We start from the raw sequence: 19246 nt of genomic DNA, 5'->3' as shown, positions 1-19246 counted from the left end.
CTGACGAGCTTTCGTCGGTTTTGATCTCAGGAATCCGATTCCTCATTCCTTGCGAAGGCTCGATATCTTCGCGCCAATCAACAAGTATCCAATTGTCTACTTCGGCTTATCGCCCGCATTCATCGATGTGGAGATCATCATTTGTGGGATCGTGATGCGCATTCCCCGACCGAGTTCGCTTGACGGATGGGGCCGTGGGAAGGGATTCTCTCGTGCGGTGGGTCGGCATCTTCGCAGTTTCATAACACGCCCCTGACTCACCATTTCAGCAAAAGGGGGGCTGATGACCGCACGATTTGCTTGGCTTGAAAAGGAACTTCGCCTGAGCTTGAGGCCGAGTGGCCTTCTGGTGTCCGTGGCTTATGCGGTCTGCTACTTGGTCCTGCGCCAGATCTCGATGGACCAGTGGTATCTGCCGGCGGGCTTGCGCGTCGCGGCACTACTGCTCTTCCCGTATCGCACCTGGCCTTACCTGCTTGTCGGGGAATACCTGGCGTTCGCCTATTTCCGTCATTCGATGGTCGATGACTTCGGAATCATCTGGGCGATCGTGGCATCCGCCGTACTGATGCCGACCGTGGGATACATCGTGTACAAGCACGAAAAAATTCGTGCGTCAGGCCGTCAGGATTGGCTGCTTTCGGTTGCCGCGCTCGCCGCTGTTTCAGTGAGCGCCCTGAACATTGCAGCGACCTACTTCCTCATGTCGCCCAAGAGCGAGCCGGTGTCTTGGGAGATCTGGTTCAGATTCTTCATCGGCGATTACCTCGGCATCCTGATGCTGGCGCCGCTGGCCCTGCTGTGGAAGCAACGCAATCAGTCTTTTCCTTCCGCCCGAAAACTGCGCCTGGATGCGTTCTTCGCGCTCTTCACCATCTCGTTCCTGCTGGGCCTCTATCTGGTCCAGGCGCCGGATGCGAATGGTCTGCAGGCAAACAGCATTCGGGTCTTGATGGTGTTGCCCGCGATCGCGCTCACCTGCCTGCATGGTTGGCGGGGCGCGGCGATCGGCGTCATCGGTGTAAACCTGGCCATCGGCGCGACGATGAACAATCCGTGGGTACGCGGATTCCATGACGCGGAAGCATTCATCGCCCAGGAAATCCTCGCCGTCATGGGAACGGCGCTGCTGTGGTTCGGCGCGACGATCTCGCATCACTATCACAAGTTCACGCACCATCGCCTGATCGAAAAACAAGCGATCACCATCGCCAGGACCAGCATCATCTCCAGCGAGCGCGAGATGCGCGAGCGCGCGATCCGGATGAAGATCATCGGCGAGGACATGGACATCTCCTTCCGCAAGGCGGTGCAATGGCTGCAAGGGCGTGGCCACCACGCCGCGGCGATGGACATGCTGCGCACCAGCGTCATCCAGTCGCGCCTGTTCCGGGAACAGCTGAGTCTGGTCTACCCGTCGGAAATCGAGCACTACGGCCTCTACCTGGTGCTGGAATCCAGCGCCATCGCCGGCGTGTGGGAACAGACTGGCCGGCTCGCCACGCCACGCTTGAAAGGTGACCCCTGCCAGCTTGGCCTCGGCATGCAGCTGGCGGCTTATCGCAGCGTCAGTGACGCCGTCGCGCTCTTGCTGGAATTGGAATCCGGGACGATCCTGATCCGGGCGCGTTGCGGACAGCGAGGCGCGCATCGTGGCATCGCCATCACCGTGTCCCTGCTCGACACCTCACTCAATCTTGGACCTGAAACATCCAGGCGCGCCGTCGAAACGTTGGCGGGACGTGCTCTGGCTTACGGCGGCACCGTCCGCTGCCGCCGTAATCGCATCTGCCTGTTGCTGAGCGAACCTGTCGCTAAAACAGCGACAGCCTCGCCGACTTACGGGGTACCGTCGGATTCTTCGACCGCCCAGACGACACCATTGGTGCCAACGTAGGCAACGAATTCGAAGTCCGGGGTGTGATAGACCACCGAGCGCGTGGCATTCGCCGGCGTGACCAGACGGCGCTGTGACGTGGATACCCGGCCAGCATCCCGGCCCATCGGCAATGTCCAAACAGTGCCATCAATGATGCCCAGGGTGACCCGCACGTTTCCGTCGCCGTCGTTCACCTGCAGGTATTGAATGCCGTCCTGCTCGAACTTATAGGCATGCCAGCGAGGATCCCGGCTGATGTCAGGGGTCTGCGGCTGAGGCTGCCCCATGCCGGCGGTCGTGACAGGAGGTGGCGGCACCACCAGACCGTGCCCACCGGACGAACTTCCCCCGCTGCCATCCCCATCCCCAGCAGCCAAAGCTGGTCCAACCGTCGGTATCAGCAGACTTGCAGCGATCGCATAGATGAGTGTGTTGTGCGGTGTGGCCATATTGCCCCCAGTACTCGTGGGTAAGGTAACGAAAACCGAAACGACCCGCCTGGACCTTATTCCATCGTCCTACAGAACGGCTCGCATGCGGCAGATTATGCGCCATCGATTGCAAGCTAGCACAAGCGATCGCTTCCCTCTGTGGTCCCCGCCCCGGCGGGTTCACTTTTGATACGCCAGGCCCATGGCGCTTGAGGCATAAGCTCGGGTTTGGGGCCATTTGTGGGGTTAGAGCAACCCCGCCTTGGTGCCATGTCCAAGCTTTCTCTTCGGTACAGATACATCCGCATCCCATCATCTCGGCGGAAAACGTTTTCTGCGACCGCGCCCATGCGATTCACACATTCTTCCCCTATCGATTACGCGCCATAGATGCGCGATTCACCGATGGCGAACAGCCGCGGTGCGACAGTGAATCAACAGCTGGCGAGTTCGAAGGAGGTTTCGCAGGACTGCTGAAGCCGGCCGCTTCGACCGGTTCGTCTTTGCGTCCCGCCGACAAGCGCTCAGTCCGGACGCTTTCCATTGCAACGATCGGACATTCGCTCGGAAGCGAACAGGAACGGGTTTGACGCCCGTCATAAGACCGATCGCCCATGAAAGCCCCGGCACCGGCTGAAACCGCAATGGAGTCAGATCATGCCAGAGAAGAAAACCCTCGATCGGGCCAAGCAGGACAAACGCGAAGGCAAATCGCCAAGTACCCAGGCGGGAGAGTTCGTCCACGAAGAAATCGAACATATCCGGAAAGGAAAGCATGGCGCCAAATCGACCAAACAGGCGATCGCCATCGGGCTCTCGAAAGCGCGTCGCGCTGGCGTCGAGCTTCCGGCTCCGAAGAAAGGCAAGAAAGCGACCCGCAAAAAAGCAAAGAAAGATCTGACGGCAGCCAAGAAGACCACGAAGAAAGCACCATCGCGCACACGGTCGAAGGCTGTGAAAAAAGTGCTCAAGCGTGCCGGCAGCCAGTCCGCTTCCAAACAGGCGCTTTCACGTCAGGCGAAATCGGCGGCCAAGAAGCGAACCGCCAAGGATCGCTCCGCGGCAGCGAAGAAAGCGGCCAGGACCAAGGGCCCGCGGCAACGCTCCGCGGCCGCGAAAAAGGCGGCAAGGACGCGCGCCAGGAAGAGCAGCCACTGAAACCACCATTTCCATTAGTGCACAGATGTGTCACCGCTGGAACAGCCAACAACCGAGGTATCCCCCATGAGAAATCCCAAACCCCAGACCCAAACCCAGACCGACCGTAACCACACGCCTCCCCGGCACCCGGAACAACCCAATCCAAGCCGGGCGCAGAACCCGCAAATGGATCGTGACATACAGGAACAGCAGCGTCGCAACCAGACTGGACGCGATCAGGATCGCGACGGTGTCGTCGGCAGTGAAAACGATGACACTCGCCATCACTGAGCGGCCCCCGATTCGGATCTGACGCATTACCCATCAAGATTCGAACAAAGATCACGGCCGGAGCCCAAAAAACTCTGGCTGAATGCACGAGCCAGAGTATCGCCACCGAAGGTGATACGCCTCGAACTCTGCCCCCGAAAAAACGGGGGCAATTCGTGTATTCTCTTCCCTCACGATTCCCAGAACCGGCGATTCTTTCGTCGGTTTTTTTGTGCCCGCCCGGCCCACGATCGACCTAGCATCCACGAACCCAAACCCCGCGCTTCCCGCGTCCGGTATGACTTCCAGCACGACACCCCACTCCACCGCAGCACGCTCCATCCAGGAAGTCGTCAACATCCTCCTGATCGGACTCGGACCACATGCGCAACGCACCTATGTGCGCCACACGCACGAACTTGCGCAACGCGACGGCCTCGCGGTTCGGCTCTCGGGCATCGTCGAACTGGAAAGCGAACGGGAACGGATCGACACCCTGGTCCGCTCGCAGGAGCTCGACGCCGATACGTTGTTCGTGTCGCCGTTCACCGAAGAACTCCCCGCGAACGTCGAGTCGGAACTGAATCGCATCACCGATCAACGCGGCATCAATGCCGTCATCATCAGCACCGAGCCGCTGAGCCATCGGGCTTACGCACTCTGGGCGCTGTCGCGCGGTCTCAGTGTGCTGCTCGACAAACCGGTCACCACGCGTGCGAACGCGGTCAGCGACGCGAGGCAGGCACAGCTGATCGCTGACGATGCGACCGAGATCCTCGCCTGCTACGAACGCGCCGCCGCCAAAAGCCCGCTCTGCCTGATCGTCAACAGCCATCGCCGCTGGCACCCGGCCTTCGACCTCACCCTCTCCCTGATCCGCGAGATACGCGATCTCACCGGCTGCCCGGTCACCTCGGTCTCGTCGTCGCACTGCGACGGCAAATGGCGTTTCCCGACCGAGATCCTGCAAATGAACTATCACCCGTTCAATCAGGGGTACGGCAAGGTCTCGCATTCGGGATACCACATCATCGATGCCGTCTACCGCTTCTTCAAAGCCGGCTACACGCGGGAAACCGCACCGGATGGCGCCTCCGTCTATTCCAGCTTCCTGCAACCGGCCGGATTCGTGAAACAGGTGCGCCGGCAGGAATACGAACGCATCTTCGGCGACGAGTACGCAGGTGCGGCGCTCCATTCGGACGCCGAAGTCGTGGCCGCCTCGCCGAAGATCGGCGAGATCGACGCCAAGACGCTGATCGAGTTCAGTGCCGGCGGCGACATCATCGGACAGGCGCAGATTGACCTGCGCCACAACGGCTTCTCGCGCCGCCACTGGCTGTGGCCCCGCCCCGATCTCTACAAGGCCGCCGGCCGGGTAAAGCATGAGACGCACGAAGTGGTTTGCGGCCCGTACCAGACCATCGTGCTGGAATCCAGGCAAGCGAACGACAAGCACGAAACCAACGATCACACCGACATGCATGCCGGTGGAAACAACCACTTCGACGTGAAAGTGTTCCGGAACTCGGCCATCACCGGGGACAAGGAACCTTATCGCCTGTACCGCGCCGGCGACCTGGCCAAATTCGACAACAGCAGGCTGCACATCGAACAGGTCAAGAAGGAAGCGCTGCGGGAATTCGTCTTCTTCATCAGCGGCAGGATCGATCGATCGCAACTGAAGTCGAACATCGATGACCACATCATCCCGGCCAGGCTGATGAGCGCGATCTATCTTTCCCACGTCAACCGGACGCTTGGCGCGAATCCGGTCGCTTCACTGGCCCTGGGCAACAGCGACCTCATCGAACGTCCCGCGTGACCGCACCGCCTCGAAACGCCGCCCACGACGAACTTCATTTCACGGGGAAGTCATAAGCCGTCTTCGGCGTCGGTTCCGGCACCAGGCTGTAGTGCCACCATTCGTCCGGGTAGTTGCGAAATCCTTCCCGCTCCATCGCGGCCCGCAGTGCATGCCTGTTCTCGCGCTGCGCCTGGGAGACATTCGGAGAATCCGTGTGTGCGAGTTCGCCGAAATAATCGAAGCTGGTTCCCATATCCAGCGGCGTGCAGTGCGCATCCGCGTCGCACTGCATCAGGGTCAGATCGATGGTCGCTCCGCGACTATGGCCGGAACGCTCCGCGATGTATTGCGGGACCAGACGGGATTTATCCAACGCCGGATAGAACTCGGCTTTGTGAGCCTGATCGCCAGAATCGCGCGCCCAGCGCATGAAATGCGCAACTGCCCGGACCGGACGATAGCAATCGTAGATCAATAGCCGCTGCCGCTTTTCGCGCAACGCCTGCTCCACCCTCTGCAAGGCTTCGGCCGCGGGCCGCAACAGATAACACTCCGACGCCTCGTAACCCTCGATCGGCGTACCGACGAAATTGTGGCTTCCAGCATAACGAATCTCCATCCTGAGATCGGGGACAAGCGCCCGCATGCTGACGAAGCCTGCTTCCTCGGGCGTCCTGGCGTCGTTGACTTCAGGCGCATCCTTCGTGGACACACTCGCGCAGCTTGCGAGGGCCACGAGAACCATGGCGGAGCACCAGCGTTTCAATGCAACCCTGGGCATGCGCCGATCCGTTCAAATGCAAGATCCTCGAAGTCGTTGCTGAAATCGCCTTCCGGATCGACCTTCGACATTTTCAACGCGGTGCCGCTGCCATCGGCAGGAGACGAGAAATCCAACCAGGCCCCGACGTCTGGCCCATCACTTTCCCACTCCACGAGCCAGCGCTGACCTGCCCGCATCACTTCGCCCCGTATTCTCGGCGACTTCCGTGCCGAGAAAACCACACTCTTTCCCACCGGACAGATATCGACTTCGCCCAGCCAGGGATCGCGATATACACCAAGCTTGCTCCTGATTTCAGCGACCGAAGCCGGCTGCCGCTCTCGTACTTCCGCCTTCTTTTCATCCTTTTCAGAGGCACCAGCCTCCGCTTCAAGGAGATCGGCGTAATACGCCACCGTCCGCTTCTGTTCGGGCGCCGTGAAGTATTTGACCAGCACCTGATTGAGCACGGTACGCGCATCATCGGCGTCGCCATTGATCAGGATCACGAAGCCGGCGTTCTTTTCGGGCAGCAGGGTCACCGCCGAATACATGCCGGACAAGGTTCCGGTATGGGATACCTTTTGCGTGCCATCGACATCGGCCAGACGCCAGCCATAGCCGTAGGCGGAGTAATGACTGTCGTCCCAGTCCCGCATGCGCTGTGTGAGCGTCATGATCATCTGCGAGGACCAGACCGCCTTGCGTTGTTCGGCGGATAGCCATGGCTTTCCGTCGATCAGACCGGACCTGTCCGGCTCCAGCCACATCGAGATCCACTTCAGCATGTCATTCAAGCTGCAGCGAATTCCGCCAGCCGGGGCCATCGGGATGTTTAGGATGACCTCGTCATCGACGCGTCCCGGCACATACCGCCCTTCCTTGCGGACATGCGGTTGCGCGACATTGCCGACCACATCCCGCTTCCACTCCCCGACCTGGCATCGTGTCATGCCCAACGGCTCGAACAACTCCTTTCGCACCAATGCTTCATAGGGCATACCGCTGGCCGCGGCCGCCACCTCTCCCGCGACGATATAGAGAGAATTGTCGTAGGCATAACGGGAACGAAAACTGTAAACCGGCTTCAGGAATCGCAAGCCATGAATCACATCCTCGCGCGTGAACAGATTCGGCTCCGGCCACAACATCAGATCGCCGGCGCCGGCACCGAGGCCACTGTTATGGATCAGCAGATCGCGCACCTGCAGCTCGCGCGTCACCCACGGGTCGTACATGCGGAAATCCGGCAGGTACTTGATGACCGGATCATCCCATTTCAGTTTTCCGGCATCGACTAGGCGCGCCAATACCGCGGCAGTCATGGCTTTGCTGTTGGAGGCGATCTTGAAGAGGGTGTCGGCATCGATTCTGCGATTACTACTCGCGTCACCAACAGCACGAGCATAGACGACCTCCCCCTCCTTAACGATGCCTACGGCAAGACCGGGCAATCGATAACGAGCTACAACATCATCATATATCTTGTCGAGACTTTCCTTTGAATTCGTTGAGATCGCCGAAGATTCAGCCGGCAATGAGAAGACAATCGCAATGACGCACAGCAGCGTCACCCCAGCGAAGCACCTGATCCTTCTCAACAACATCTGCCTGCCTCAGTTATCGGCAGGCATGGCAATCTGTTTTCACGATGCCATGCCTGCGTCAATCCATCAAAAATTCCAGTTCACAACCAACTGCGCATAACGAGGAGATTGGAACGATTCGCCATAGCCGAACAAAGGATTATTCGTACCAATACTGTCTTGCGGTTGAAGATCTTGATCCACAGTCAGCACGCGCTGCTGATTCAACACGTTGTAGACAGCCAGCTTCACCGTCAAGTCGGTTGGGATCGGAACCTTATAGGCAAGACTGAGATCCAAGCCATAAATCCATGGCGTCCTGCCACGCCCGCCGCGTGGCGAGTACTCATAAACACGTTGACTAGGGGCGTCACCACACCTTTCCACACAGATGTACTGGCTATGAAAATCGGTGGCGTCAAATGGATTGCCGGCGCCAAAGGCGGTGATCGGACCACCGGAATGAATATTGAGTGCTGCAGCCGCCGTAAGGTTTTCGGTAATGGCGTAGCTTCCGCGGAACTTGAACTGATGACGCCTGTCGTTAGCCAAGTATCCATAACTGCGATAATTGACCCAGGGATTGTCGAAGCTTTCCGTTCGTCCGCTATCGGCGAAATCGGTATCTGAATTGACCGGACCCTCGGCGTTACCTTCGCTATACGAGAGCGTATAGGAAGCATTCAATGCCCACTTTCCATCCCAGGCGCGATCTATCTGCAATTCTAGCGCCTTGTAGGTACGCTCCGGCTTCCCCCAGCCGCGCTGGCCGATGTAATTACCATCATCATCGTAGAGCGCCCATCCCTCCTTGGAGGTGTCAATATCGATCCATCCGTCATTGACCCCATCGCAGTTCGTATCACCAAAAACCGTGACAACCTTGCCTGGATTGGCCATTACGAACCCAGGCCCTCCGTCGCCGCATTGGGGAGTCGCGGTAATCTCCATATCGTCGATCGCATTATGCAGTTTTCGATATGTTCCGGTGACACCCCAGGACCATTTTTCGCTGATCATGGACTGGAGCCCAAGGATCAATTCGTCCTGATAGACCGAATCCATGTCGCGATCGACCTCCGAACGCAGGTCTCCCACGGTGCCATCGCCCTGAGAGTTGTCGACCCCCCCAATTTGACCGCCCAGAATCGGAAGCGCATAAGGCTGACCATAGCTCGCGCTTACTAGGTCTTGATAACCAAGAAATTCATACCATCGCCTCTCATCAAGAAAGGCGCCGGCTTGTTTGATGTTGATGACATTAGCCACGGGGAGGAAGTAACGACCTAGATTACCGAACACCTTAGTAGTGCCGTCACCCTTCATATCCCAAGAGAAGCCAAATCTTGGTGCATACATATCATCGATCTTGATATAACTGCGACCATCGCTATCCTGGTTGTCAAATGCCTCTTTGCGGATACCAATGTTCAGCAACAGATTGTCTGTTATGGACCAATTGTCTTCCAAATAGAGCGCGGAATTGATCGTCTTGAATGAGCCTTCGACCTCATTCTGGCGCGTCCGCACCACCAAGCCGCTCGCCGGCACGGTACCGCCATTTAGCGAAGATCCCGGCGTGCGGTAGTACACGTCATAGCGGAGCCGCCTCGGACCTGGATAGTAGCGCTCCTGCACCGAGGTGTTTTCCTCACGATCCGCACCAAATCGGAATAAATGCGAGCCAATGCTCCATTCAAAATCCAATCTTGCAGCTTTTCGTGTATCGGTTGCGGTTACTACTTGAGTCGCAGTTGTACAACCACGATCCCCTCGCAGATTGGATGGAATTCCATTTGACGAAGTTCTGTTCTCGAAGACGCGGTTACACTCAATATCATTCGCACTACTAGCTGAACGCTCACGATCGTTCTCGCCGTAGAGTGCCTTCATCGAGAAGTTATCGGTGAAGCTTCCAATATAGGTGACCGCCCAGTTCTTTCCTCCGCTATCCTCAACAGTCTGATTGGTCTGACCTTCCACTCTGCTCGTATCGAAATCATAGTCATACACATCCGTTACGGTTTTGTTCTTGTCGGAGAACCCAAAGAACGAGAGCGAATGGCGATCAGTGATCTGCCAGTCGAGCTTCCCGCCCCAGAATGGATCATTGGCTTGACCCGAATAGAAGATTGATCCGGCATCATTCGTGCTATTCGGCCGATAATCACGCACCTCATACATCGCGAAAAAAAACAAACGGTCACGAATGAGTGGACCAGAGGCGTAAGCATTGAGCTTTGTGCGCGAGTAATCGTCTTCGCTCGAGGTGATATAGCGTTGACCATTGCCATCATATCGATTCCTTGCCGAAGACTGCCAAGCACGCGGCTCGAACGTCAGGCCCAGACCGGACCTGAACTCATTGCTACCGGATTGGGTAATGGCATTGATGACACCGCCAGTGCTACGACCAAACTCGACCGAATAGCCGCCTGTCTTGACTTGAAATTCCTGAAAAAACGCGAACGGAACAGATGAAAATCCAACCCTATTGTAAAAGTCTGTGACATTCAGACCATTGATGTAGACCGTATTCTCGGCTACGGACGAACCGCCAAACGACAGCCCCTGCCCTCCCAGACTGGACTTCCCTTGCACCACGCCCGGAGCAAGCAAGGCAACCGAAGTCACATTCTGATCAACGGGCAAACGAGCAATCTCTTCACGCGTGACATTCGTCGCCGACTCCGTGGACGTGACATCCACCGCATTGATCACACGCGAGCCCGTAACCACGACCGTCTCCAAATCTTTCGCATCCGCCGACCCGATATTGACCGTAGTGGCGTTGCCGAGCGTTACGGTGATGGGGACGGCATTGCCGACAGGCGCGCCGTCCTTGCTGGTCTGCAGCGAGTAGTTTCCGGTCGGGAGCAACGCCAGTCGGTAGTTGCCGTTGGCGTCGGCGGTGACTGTGCGCGTATAGCCGGTCTGCGGATTGGTGATCGTGACCTGTGTGCCGGGCTCGGTGCGTCCGACCACCGAACCGGTCGTGTTCTGCGCCATGACGGGCATGGCCGTCAGCGATGCGAGGCATAGCCCCATCGCCATGCAGAGTGCGCGCTTGCGCGGATTCTTGTAGTGCTTGCTCATGACGCTCTCCCCGTCCGATGCCGTAATGAATGGTGGTGCCGATGGCGCTGCCATCAGCGAAACGTTGATTCAGTGCTTGCCCCGCTCTTCCTTGTCGCTGCCCGCCCCTGGCAGCATCTTCCATGCGAAGTCGTAATCCCATTGATCGAAATACAAATTGCCGCCGCGCCATTCGGCTTCGCCGCGCTGCAGGTCGACGGTCTCCGAACGCTCGAAGCGTTTGGGCGGAACGAAGTCGCGGCTGTAGTCGTCGTTGAACGCGATGCGGTAGGCGTCGAAGCCGCCGAGGTAGAAGTTCTCGATTTCGGGAGCGCCGCCCGTGAGCTTGCCGAAGGTGACGTCCATCGGCACCCAGCCGTAGGGCGCGAGATACAGCCAGCCCCAGTCGTGCATGTTGTCGTAGCCGACATCCGAATAGATCCAGCCCGACTGCCACTTGGCGGGAATGCCATTTAGGCGCAGCAGCGTGATGAGCAGCAGGGTCTGCTGTCCGCAATCGCCGTGGCCCGCATGCAGGGTGTAGTCGCTGATGTTGGTGATCGTGGAGTACTCGCGCGCGCCAGCCCACGGAATCCGGTCGACGGCGGCGAAGAGTTTCTGCGCGATGCGGTAAGGATTTTTTTCATCGCCGACCACCTGCGCCGAATACAGCCGCATGGCGTCGGTGAACACGACATGCGGTGGCCGCTCGGCGACGAAGGAAGCGAGCTCCGACGTGATCTTGGCCGGGACGACCCGCTCGGGATCGATGTCGACGTACTGGCCGTAGACCATCAGTTCGTAGGTGATCGAGAAGACGGTCGGTTGCCCCTTCCGCGCCGGTTTTTCCAGATAGACGGTGCGTTGCAGCGTGGATTCCGGCGCGATCTTGTGCCGTGCCGGCTCGCTGCGCAGGAAGCGGATGTCTTCCTGCTGTCCCGGCAGCGCGCGCGGATACGGAATCCAGGCACGCAACGTCTCACCCGGCGGCACCGCATCGGCATGCACGGTCAGCGACTGCGTCACCTGCAAGCGCCTGGGCGCGACGTGACGAGTGTGCTGCGCGAGCGCGGCGTCGCGTACCTCGCTGTGGTGCGGATTCGGCGATTCCATCGGGCCGTTGGCGTTGCCCAGCCGCGACAGTTGCGAATCGCGGCGGGACAGCGCTTCAGGGCTGAGCCGGAACAGATTCGAGGGCGCGCGGCTGAAATAGACGGTGCGGCCGTCGATGGTCATACGCTCGAACAGGCCGGCGGCATTCCACTTGGCGAATTCCGCGTCCGTCAGGTCGGGGATCTGCTTGCGCACGCGCTCCCGGACTTGATCCTCGATGAGGCTGAAATCGAGCAGGATGCGGCGCATGCGCTCGCGCTGGAACGCGTAGGCCGCTTTTTGCTTGGCCGTCAGCCGGGAATCCTGCAACGCCGCGGCGATATCCGATTCGGCGGCCTTGAAGTGGCCGGCATCGATGGCCGCGATGACCTCGGATAGCGGCGTCGGCGCCGTCTTGCCCATGCCAGCCAGGACGGGTGCGAACAAGACCATTAAGAAAAAGATGGCCGCCAGCCGGCGCCCGCGCGCCCACGGCACGCCGGGCGTTGGAGTCCGATTGGCCAAGGTGTGATTCACGCCATGCCGCGCCTGGTCGCCCCGTGACGGTCGGCCTGACGGCCGACGCTCAAATTCCCCTGTCACATCTGTTTAACATGGCGCCCTGCTAGGGTCAATAATTTATTCCATAAACTTGCAAGTTAAGAAATATGTATTCCATGATGCGCGCCGACGCCTTGAAGCGCTTGGCGGGCAGAGGGGGCATCGTGGGGGCCAAACAAGGATCTGATGGCGCGCAATTCGTGGTGCTCAGACCGTTCGTCCGTTCACAATGAACGCGCCAACATGACTCTCTTCATCTGCCCAGACCCGATGCCATGACTTCCCCACTCCGCATGCCCCAAAGACACGGGATATCCGCCTTCGTCGCCGCTCTTCTGATGCTATGCGCGGGCGCGCTCGCGCCGCTCTCGCCAGCACGCGCCGCCGGCGTGGCCACAGGCGTGGTCGGCGTGGACACTTCGCAACTGGACCCCGAGTACTGGATCAGCCGCCAGCCGCAGGCCAGCAAGGTGATCCTCGATCGCGGCGCCATCGCCGCGCAGAACCGCAAGCTGCAGCAGAACGATCCCTCCCTGCACAACATCGAGTCGATCCCCACCACGCTCGACAGCAAGCAGGTCACGGATTGGATCAAGGCGCTGTCGGTGCGACCGGCGCGTACGCTGTACGACAGCAGCGGCAAGGAGATTCCGAAGAAGACCGTCGACGGCTGGATCGATCGCCTCAACCTGCAGGCGGTCCCGCAATCGCAGTCGACGCGCTATGGCCTGATCGTGAAACGCGCCGACCTGCGCACCTTCCCCACCACGCAACGCGTGTTCAGCGCGCGTGGCGAGACCGACATCGACCGCTTCCAGGAAACCGCCTTCTTCCCCGGCACACCGGTGGTGATCGCGCATGAAAGCCGCGACGGCAAGTGGTGGTTCGTGGTCGGCACGTTCTATGCGGCCTGGGTGGACAAGGAAGCGGTGGCGGAAGGCTCGAAGACGCAGGTCTTCAGCTATGTGCGCAAGGTGCCGTACCTGATCGTCACCGGCGCCACCGTCCGCACCGTCTACACGCCGAACCTGCCGCAGGTCTCGGATCTGCAGCTCGACATGGGCGTGCGCGTTCCGCTTCTGAAGGAATGGCCCGGCAACCAAAGCGTCAACGGCCAGGCCGCCTATACCTCGTACGTGATCGAGCTGCCGGTGCGCAACGACGACGGCACACTGCGTACCGTGCCCGCGTTGCTGCCGCGCACGGCCGACGTTTCACCGGATTATCTGCCGCTCACACCGGCCAATCTGTTGCGCCAGAGCTTCAAGTTCCTCGGCGAACGCTACGGCTGGGGCAACGATTACGGCACGCGCGACTGCAGCAGCTTCGTCTCCGAGGTGTATCGCAGTTTCAACGTGCAATTGCCGCGCAACACCAGCGATCAGAGCGTGAGCCCGGCGCTGAACCGCCTCACCTTCAAACCTTCCGACCGCAGCAAGCGCGCGGCGGCGGTGAAGCAGTTGCAGATCGGCGATCTGGTCTACATCCCCGGCCACGTGATGATGGTGATCGGCAATGACAACGGCATGCCCTACGTCATCCATGACACCAACGGCGGTGCCTGGCTGGATTCGTCCGGCAAGCTGGTGCGCGGCGATCTCAACGGCGTCTCGGTGACGCCGCTGCCGCCGCTGCGCATCAACCAGAAGCAGACCTACGTCGACCGCATCACCAACATCCAGCGCATCCGGCCCTAAGACAATCTTGGACGAACGCATGAAGGCTCTCCCGTGAAAATCACCGACATCCGCTTCGGCATGCTGCGCGTCCCGCTGAAAACGCCCTTCAAGACGGCGCTGCGCACGGTGGAGACGGTGGAGGACATCGTCGTCAGCATCCATACCGATACCGGTCATGTGGGCTACGGCGAGGCACCGGCCACCGCGGTGATCACGGGGGATACGCACGGCTCGATCATCGAGGCGATCCGCAAGTTCATCGCGCCGCGCCTGATCGGCGAGGACATCGCCAACCTCAACCGCATCACGCGCCTGATCCAGACCGCGCTGGAGCGCAACACCAGCGCCAAGGCGGCGGTGGAAATCGCCGTCTACGATCTGTGGGCACAGCTGTACGACGCGCCGCTGTACAAGATGCTGGGCGGCGGTGAGCCGGTGATCACCACCGACATCACCATCAGCGTCGATCACATCGACAAGATGGTGGCGGATTCGCTTTCAGCCGTGGAACGCGGCTTCGAATCGCTCAAGATCAAGGTCGGCAAGGACATCGGCGTCGACATCGAGCGCGTCAAGGCGATCTACGCCGCCGTCGAGGGCCGCGCCCTGCTCCGCCTCGACGCCAACCAGGGCTGGACCGCCAAACAGGCGGTCTACGCGGTGCAGACACTCGAGGATGCCGGCGTCCGACTCGAGCTGCTGGAACAACCGGTGAAGGCACAGGACATCGACGGCCTGAAGTACGTCACCGACCGCGTGCACACGCCGGTGATGGCCGACGAAAGCGTGTTCGGCCCACTGCAGGTCATCGATCTGATCAAGCTGCATGCCGCCGACATCATCAATATCAAGCTGATGAAGACCGGCGGCATCTCCAACGCGGTGCGCATCGCCGACATCGCCGCGCTGTACGGCGTGCAATGCATGATCGGCTGCATGATCGAGACCAGCATCAGCGTGGCCGCCGCCGTGCATCTGGCGGTGGCGAAGTCGGATGTGATCACCAAGGTCGATCTCGACGGCCCCTCGCTGTGCGCGTTCAATCCGGTCGACGGCGGCGTGATCTTCAACGAGTCTGAAATCTCGATCAGCGATGCGCCTGGGCTCGGCATCCGCGAGATTCGCGGACTCGAAGCGATGACGGTCTGACAAGGGGCCCGCGGCGATGTCCCCGCTGCTGAAAATCCGCTCACAGCGCGACCAGATGTCGGCGATCGAACGCCGTATCGCCGATTTCCTGCTCGAGAACGCGCACCTGCTGCGCGACTACTCCTCGCAGCAACTGGCCAGCGCGCTCGGCATCAGCCAGTCGAGCGTGGTGAAGTTCAGCCAGAAGCTCGGCTACAAGGGCTATCCCGACCTCAAGTACTCGATCGGCGTCTCGGTCGCGCGCGGCGATGCCGGTGACGACAGCAACGGAACCACGCCGGACCCGAACGACACGCATCCACATGCGGCGCTCGCCGGCGAACTCTGGCACGCCAAGGCCCGCGCCGAGGAGGAAACGCGGCTGATCAATCCGCCGGAACGCATCGACGCCATCGCCGATGCCATCCGTGAGGCCGGCAAGGTGTTCGTGCTGGGCCAGGGGTCGGACGGCATCGCCGCGCGCGCGTTCGCCATGAAGCTGTCGCTGCTCGGCATCCTCGCCGTGCATCATTTCGATCCGGCGCTGATGCCATCCAGCATTTCCAGTGCCGGTGCCGGCGACGTGCTGATCGTATTCTCCGAGCACGGCCGCCAGGCCGCGCTGTGCCAGGTGGCGCACCTGTTCCGCGAACATCACGGCAGGGCCGTGGCGGTGACGCGTCACACGGCGAATCCCTTGCAGGCGCACGCCGATTTTTCACTGCTGGTCTCGGCGCACGACGACCGCGCGCATATCGAACCGCTGCTCTACCAATCCGCCCTGCAACATCTGCTCGATCTGATCTTCCTGCTGCTGTGCGAGGACGCGAAACACTTCGAGCAGTTGGGCATCAACCTCGAACGCATCCAGCCGATGCTGGACCACTGAGCGCCGATGAACCGATCTTCCGCTTTCAGCCGATTCGCCTCTGTTTCCCTCGCAATCGCCACGCTCGTGCTTGCCGCTTGCGCGCACCAATCGCCGAAGGCCGGTGGCGGTCAGGCGGTCGCATGGAGCAATGCCAGCCAGATGATCGTGGTCACCACGGCGGACTGGAACGCGGACAACGGCACGTTGCGTACCTACGTGAAAACACAGGACGGTGGCTGGCGGGCCGATGGCGACTCCATCCCGGTCACGATCGGACGCAACGGCTCGGCCTGGGGCTTGGGACTACATCCGCAGCCAATACAGGCCGACGCGCCGGTGAAGCGCGAAGGCGATGGACGCGCGCCCGCCGGCGTGTTCGCGATCGGCGAGGCCTTCGGCTACGGCGAACGCGCCGAGACCGCCCTGCCCTACGCGCAGATGCGGGACACGAACTGGTGCATGGACGTCCCCGCATCCCCGCTCTACAACCGCATCGTCGACGCGAAGCAGGTCGGCGAGGCCGCGGTGGAGGGTTCCAGCGAACCGATGCGCCTGGACCTGCACAACAGCGGCGATCAGCGCTACAAGAACGGTTTCGTCATCGAACACAACCGCGAAGGCCGCGCCGGCGCCGGCAGCTGCATCTTCGCGCATCTGTGGAAAGCGCCCGGGCAGACCACGGCCGGCTGCACCGCGATGGCGGAACCGGCGATGCAGCGCCTCTACGCCTGGCTGCGGCCCGAAGCACATCCGGTATTCGTGCTGCTGCCGCAAAACGAATACGATCGCCTCAAGACCACCTGGCAGTTGCCAGCGCCGTAAGGAGCACACCGCACGATGTCGATGACCACACGGGTCCTGCTGGGACTTCTGCTCGGCGCAGCGATCGGACTGGGGCTGGCGATCTGGGATCCGAGTGCCGCGAGCACCGCGGCCGAGTTCGTCAAGCCCATCGGCCGGCTCTGGTTGAACGCATTGCAGATGACCGTGGTGCCACTGGTGGCCGCGCTGGTGGTACTGGGCGTGAACACGGCCAGCAATGCCGCCGCGTCCGGACGCGTGGCGCGTAACGCCATCATCGTGTTCCTGATCCTCCTCACCCTGGCGAGCGCGTTCGCCGCTTTCGCCGCGCCGCTGTTGCTGTCACTGCTGCCGCACGACGAAGCCGCGGCCACTGCTTTCCGCACCGCGCTGGCACCGGCCGCTCCCAATGCCGACGCCACTACGCTCGGCGCCTCGATCGCGGCGATCATTCCCTCGAACGCCATCGCCGCCGCCGCGCAGAGCGCGATGCTGCCGCTGGTGGTGTTCTCGATGTTCTTCGGCTTTGGCCTGACCCGCATCAACGCCGAGCGCAGGGCGCGCATGCTGGAACTGGTGCAGGGCCTGGCCGACGTGATGATCGTGATCGTGCACTGGGTGCTGTGGGTGGCGCCGCTGGGCGTGTTCGCGCTCGTGCTCGCGGTCTGCGCGGAGGTCGGCTTGAAGACGCTGGGCGCGCTCGGCGGCTACATCCTGATGCAATGCTGCCTCTACATCTCGGTGACGCTGATGCTGTACGTCGTCGCGCGCGTCGCCGGCGGCGAACCGTTCAAGCGTTTCGCGTTAGCAATCCTGCCGGCGCAGACGATCGCCGCCAGCACGCAGTCGTCGCTGGCCTCGCTGCCGGCGATGATCGACAGCGCGCGCGAACGGCTCGGCTATCCTCTGCACGTCACCTCGCTGGTACTGCCCATGGCGGTGTCGCTGTTCCGCATCACCAGCCCGATCCAGTACATGGGCGTGGCCGCGTTCGTGGCATGGCTGTACGGCATCGAGATTCCGACCATGCATCTGGTCGCCGGCATCGGGCTGGCGGTGATCATCAGCATGGGTTCGGTCGGCCTCCCGGGACAAGTCAGCTTCATGTTCACCAACATGCCGGTGACGCAGGCGATGATGCTGCCGGTGGAGCCGCTGGCGGTGCTGATGGCGGTGGATACGATTCCCGACGTGTTCGCGACGGTGGGCAACGTCAGCGGCGGTCTCACGGCCACCAGCGTGGTCGCGAAGGGGGCATCCCGCGATGCCGAGCTTGCCGACCACGCGGGAGACGACCGGACGCGCGTTCCCGACGCCTGATCCCTCTGCAACGCCGCGCGTCGAACCATCCACATAACGATTCCACATGAGTCGCTCGCCGGGGTTGATCGCGACCATGATCGCCGCCATGGTATCGGGATGACGGCGAACGACATCTTCGGCGATTGGGACGGCAGTGTCGCCTCCGCGCGCGCCTTGCAGGCGGAGCTGGCGAAGGCGGTCGTGCTGCGCGACGAGTTCCCGAAATCCTTGCGTGTGCTGGCCGGATTCGATGTCGGCTTCGAGGATGATGGCGCGACCACGCGCGCTGCCGCGGTCCTGCTGGACGCGCAGACGATGCAGCCGATCGACATGCAGGTCGCGCGCCTCCCCACCTCGATGCCCTACGTGCCGGGCCTGCTGTCGTTCCGCGAGCTTCCCGCCCTGCTCAAGGCGCTCGAACAATTGCGGCAGAAACCCGACCTGGTGTTCGTGGACGGCCATGGCATCGCGCATCCGCGCGGGCTCGGCATCGCCGCGCATTTCGGCGTGGCCACCGGCCTTCCCAGCATCGGCGTGGCGAAGAAGCTGCTGACCGGCAGCGGCCCCGAGCCGCATCAGGTACGCGGCGCCTACACCGCTTTGCGGGAAGGCGGTCGCCAGATCGGCTGGATCCTGCGCAGCAAGCCGAACTGCAATCCGCTCTTCGTCTCGCCCGGACATCGCGTCGCGCTGGCTTCCGTCGCCGATCTGGTGATGCGCTACGTCACCACCTACCGGCTGCCGGAACCGACGCGGCTCGCCGACAGGCTCGCCTCGCGCCGCGATCGGGACAACGTTCACCCTGAGCCCGAACTCGACCTCTAGAATCAACCTCCACAGATCGCTACATCCGGATCGGAA

15 protein-coding genes are annotated in these 19246 nt (G+C 61.1%); 9 read left to right on the top strand and 6 right to left on the bottom strand.

Going from position 1 to position 19246, the window contains the following annotated elements:
- The first annotated feature begins 349 nt into the window (after positions 1-349).
- Complete coding sequence (locus LG367_RS16025; protein WP_319004031.1) at positions 350-1897, top strand: MASE1 domain-containing protein; 1548 nt, start codon at positions 350-352, stop codon at positions 1895-1897.
- Here LG367_RS16025 and LG367_RS16020 read toward each other — a convergent pair.
- A complete protein-coding gene (locus LG367_RS16020; protein ID WP_226470270.1) occupies positions 1840-2328 on the bottom strand; it encodes a hypothetical protein in 489 nt (162 codons plus the stop codon). The two genes, LG367_RS16025 and LG367_RS16020, sit on opposite strands and share 58 nt — an antisense overlap.
- A 639-nt stretch (positions 2329-2967) precedes the next feature.
- Between LG367_RS16020 and LG367_RS16015 the strand changes: the two genes are divergently transcribed.
- A complete protein-coding gene (locus LG367_RS16015) occupies positions 2968-3468 on the top strand; it encodes a DUF6496 domain-containing protein (RefSeq protein WP_226470269.1) in 501 nt (166 codons plus the stop codon).
- Between the two features lie 30 nt (positions 3469-3498).
- Here the strand turns inward: LG367_RS16015 and LG367_RS16010 are convergent, their stop codons facing one another.
- Positions 3499-3735 (bottom strand): hypothetical protein, encoded by a 237-nt coding sequence (locus LG367_RS16010; RefSeq protein WP_226470268.1) that lies wholly within the window; start codon positions 3733-3735, stop codon positions 3499-3501.
- 283 nt (positions 3736-4018) lie between these two features.
- Here LG367_RS16010 and LG367_RS16005 point away from each other — a divergent pair, with 283 nt between their 5' ends.
- A complete protein-coding gene (locus LG367_RS16005) occupies positions 4019-5545 on the top strand; it encodes a Gfo/Idh/MocA family oxidoreductase (RefSeq protein ID WP_226470267.1) in 1527 nt (508 codons plus the stop codon).
- Between the two features lie 34 nt (positions 5546-5579).
- On the opposite strand, the gene LG367_RS16000 is transcribed toward LG367_RS16005, so the two are convergent.
- The 4 genes from LG367_RS16000 to LG367_RS15985 all read right to left on the bottom strand — a co-directional run bounded on the left by LG367_RS16000 (position 5580) and on the right by LG367_RS15985 (position 12496).
- Positions 5580-6308, bottom strand: a complete 729-nt coding sequence (locus LG367_RS16000) for a M15 family metallopeptidase (protein WP_226470266.1) — start codon at positions 6306-6308, stop codon at positions 5580-5582.
- On the bottom strand, positions 6290-7864 hold the full coding sequence (locus tag LG367_RS15995; RefSeq protein ID WP_226470265.1) for a serine hydrolase: 1575 nt from the start codon (positions 7862-7864) through the stop codon (positions 6290-6292). The genes LG367_RS16000 and LG367_RS15995 overlap by 19 nt, the downstream gene beginning before the upstream one ends.
- Positions 7865-7963: 99 nt before the next feature.
- On the bottom strand, positions 7964-10972 hold the full coding sequence (locus tag LG367_RS15990) for a TonB-dependent receptor (protein WP_226470264.1): 3009 nt from the start codon (positions 10970-10972) through the stop codon (positions 7964-7966).
- 69 nt (positions 10973-11041) lie between these two features.
- Positions 11042-12496 (bottom strand): transglutaminase-like domain-containing protein, encoded by a 1455-nt coding sequence (locus tag LG367_RS15985; RefSeq protein WP_425490989.1) that lies wholly within the window; start codon positions 12494-12496, stop codon positions 11042-11044.
- A 383-nt stretch (positions 12497-12879) separates the two neighbouring features.
- Here LG367_RS15985 and LG367_RS15980 point away from each other — a divergent pair, with 383 nt between their 5' ends.
- The 6 genes from LG367_RS15980 (at position 12880) to nfi (ending at position 19210) form a co-directional block, all read left to right on the top strand.
- A complete protein-coding gene (locus LG367_RS15980) occupies positions 12880-14301 on the top strand; it encodes a C40 family peptidase (protein WP_425490988.1) in 1422 nt (473 codons plus the stop codon).
- Positions 14302-14334: 33 nt separating this feature from the next.
- The gene (locus tag LG367_RS15975) at positions 14335-15432 is read left to right on the top strand and encodes a dipeptide epimerase (RefSeq protein WP_226470262.1); all 1098 of its coding nucleotides are present in this window, start codon (positions 14335-14337) and stop codon (positions 15430-15432) included.
- A gap of 16 nt (positions 15433-15448) precedes the next feature.
- A complete protein-coding gene (locus LG367_RS15970) occupies positions 15449-16300 on the top strand; it encodes a MurR/RpiR family transcriptional regulator (RefSeq protein WP_226470261.1) in 852 nt (283 codons plus the stop codon).
- A gap of 6 nt (positions 16301-16306) precedes the next feature.
- Complete coding sequence (locus tag LG367_RS15965) at positions 16307-17104, top strand: L,D-transpeptidase family protein (protein ID WP_226470260.1); 798 nt, start codon at positions 16307-16309, stop codon at positions 17102-17104.
- A 15-nt stretch (positions 17105-17119) separates the two neighbouring features.
- Complete coding sequence (locus tag LG367_RS15960; RefSeq protein ID WP_226470259.1) at positions 17120-18403, top strand: dicarboxylate/amino acid:cation symporter; 1284 nt, start codon at positions 17120-17122, stop codon at positions 18401-18403.
- 99 nt (positions 18404-18502) lie between these two features.
- On the top strand, positions 18503-19210 hold the full coding sequence (gene nfi / locus LG367_RS15955) for a deoxyribonuclease V (RefSeq protein ID WP_226470258.1): 708 nt from the start codon (positions 18503-18505) through the stop codon (positions 19208-19210).
- Positions 19211-19246 lie beyond the last annotated feature (36 nt).

Origin of the sequence: Luteimonas panaciterrae (genome assembly GCF_020511115.1) — a bacterium.
GTDB lineage: Bacteria > Pseudomonadota > Gammaproteobacteria > Xanthomonadales > Xanthomonadaceae > Luteimonas > Luteimonas panaciterrae.
Note: the sequence above shows the minus strand (reverse complement) of the source record. Positions and strands in the feature narration are given on the sequence as shown.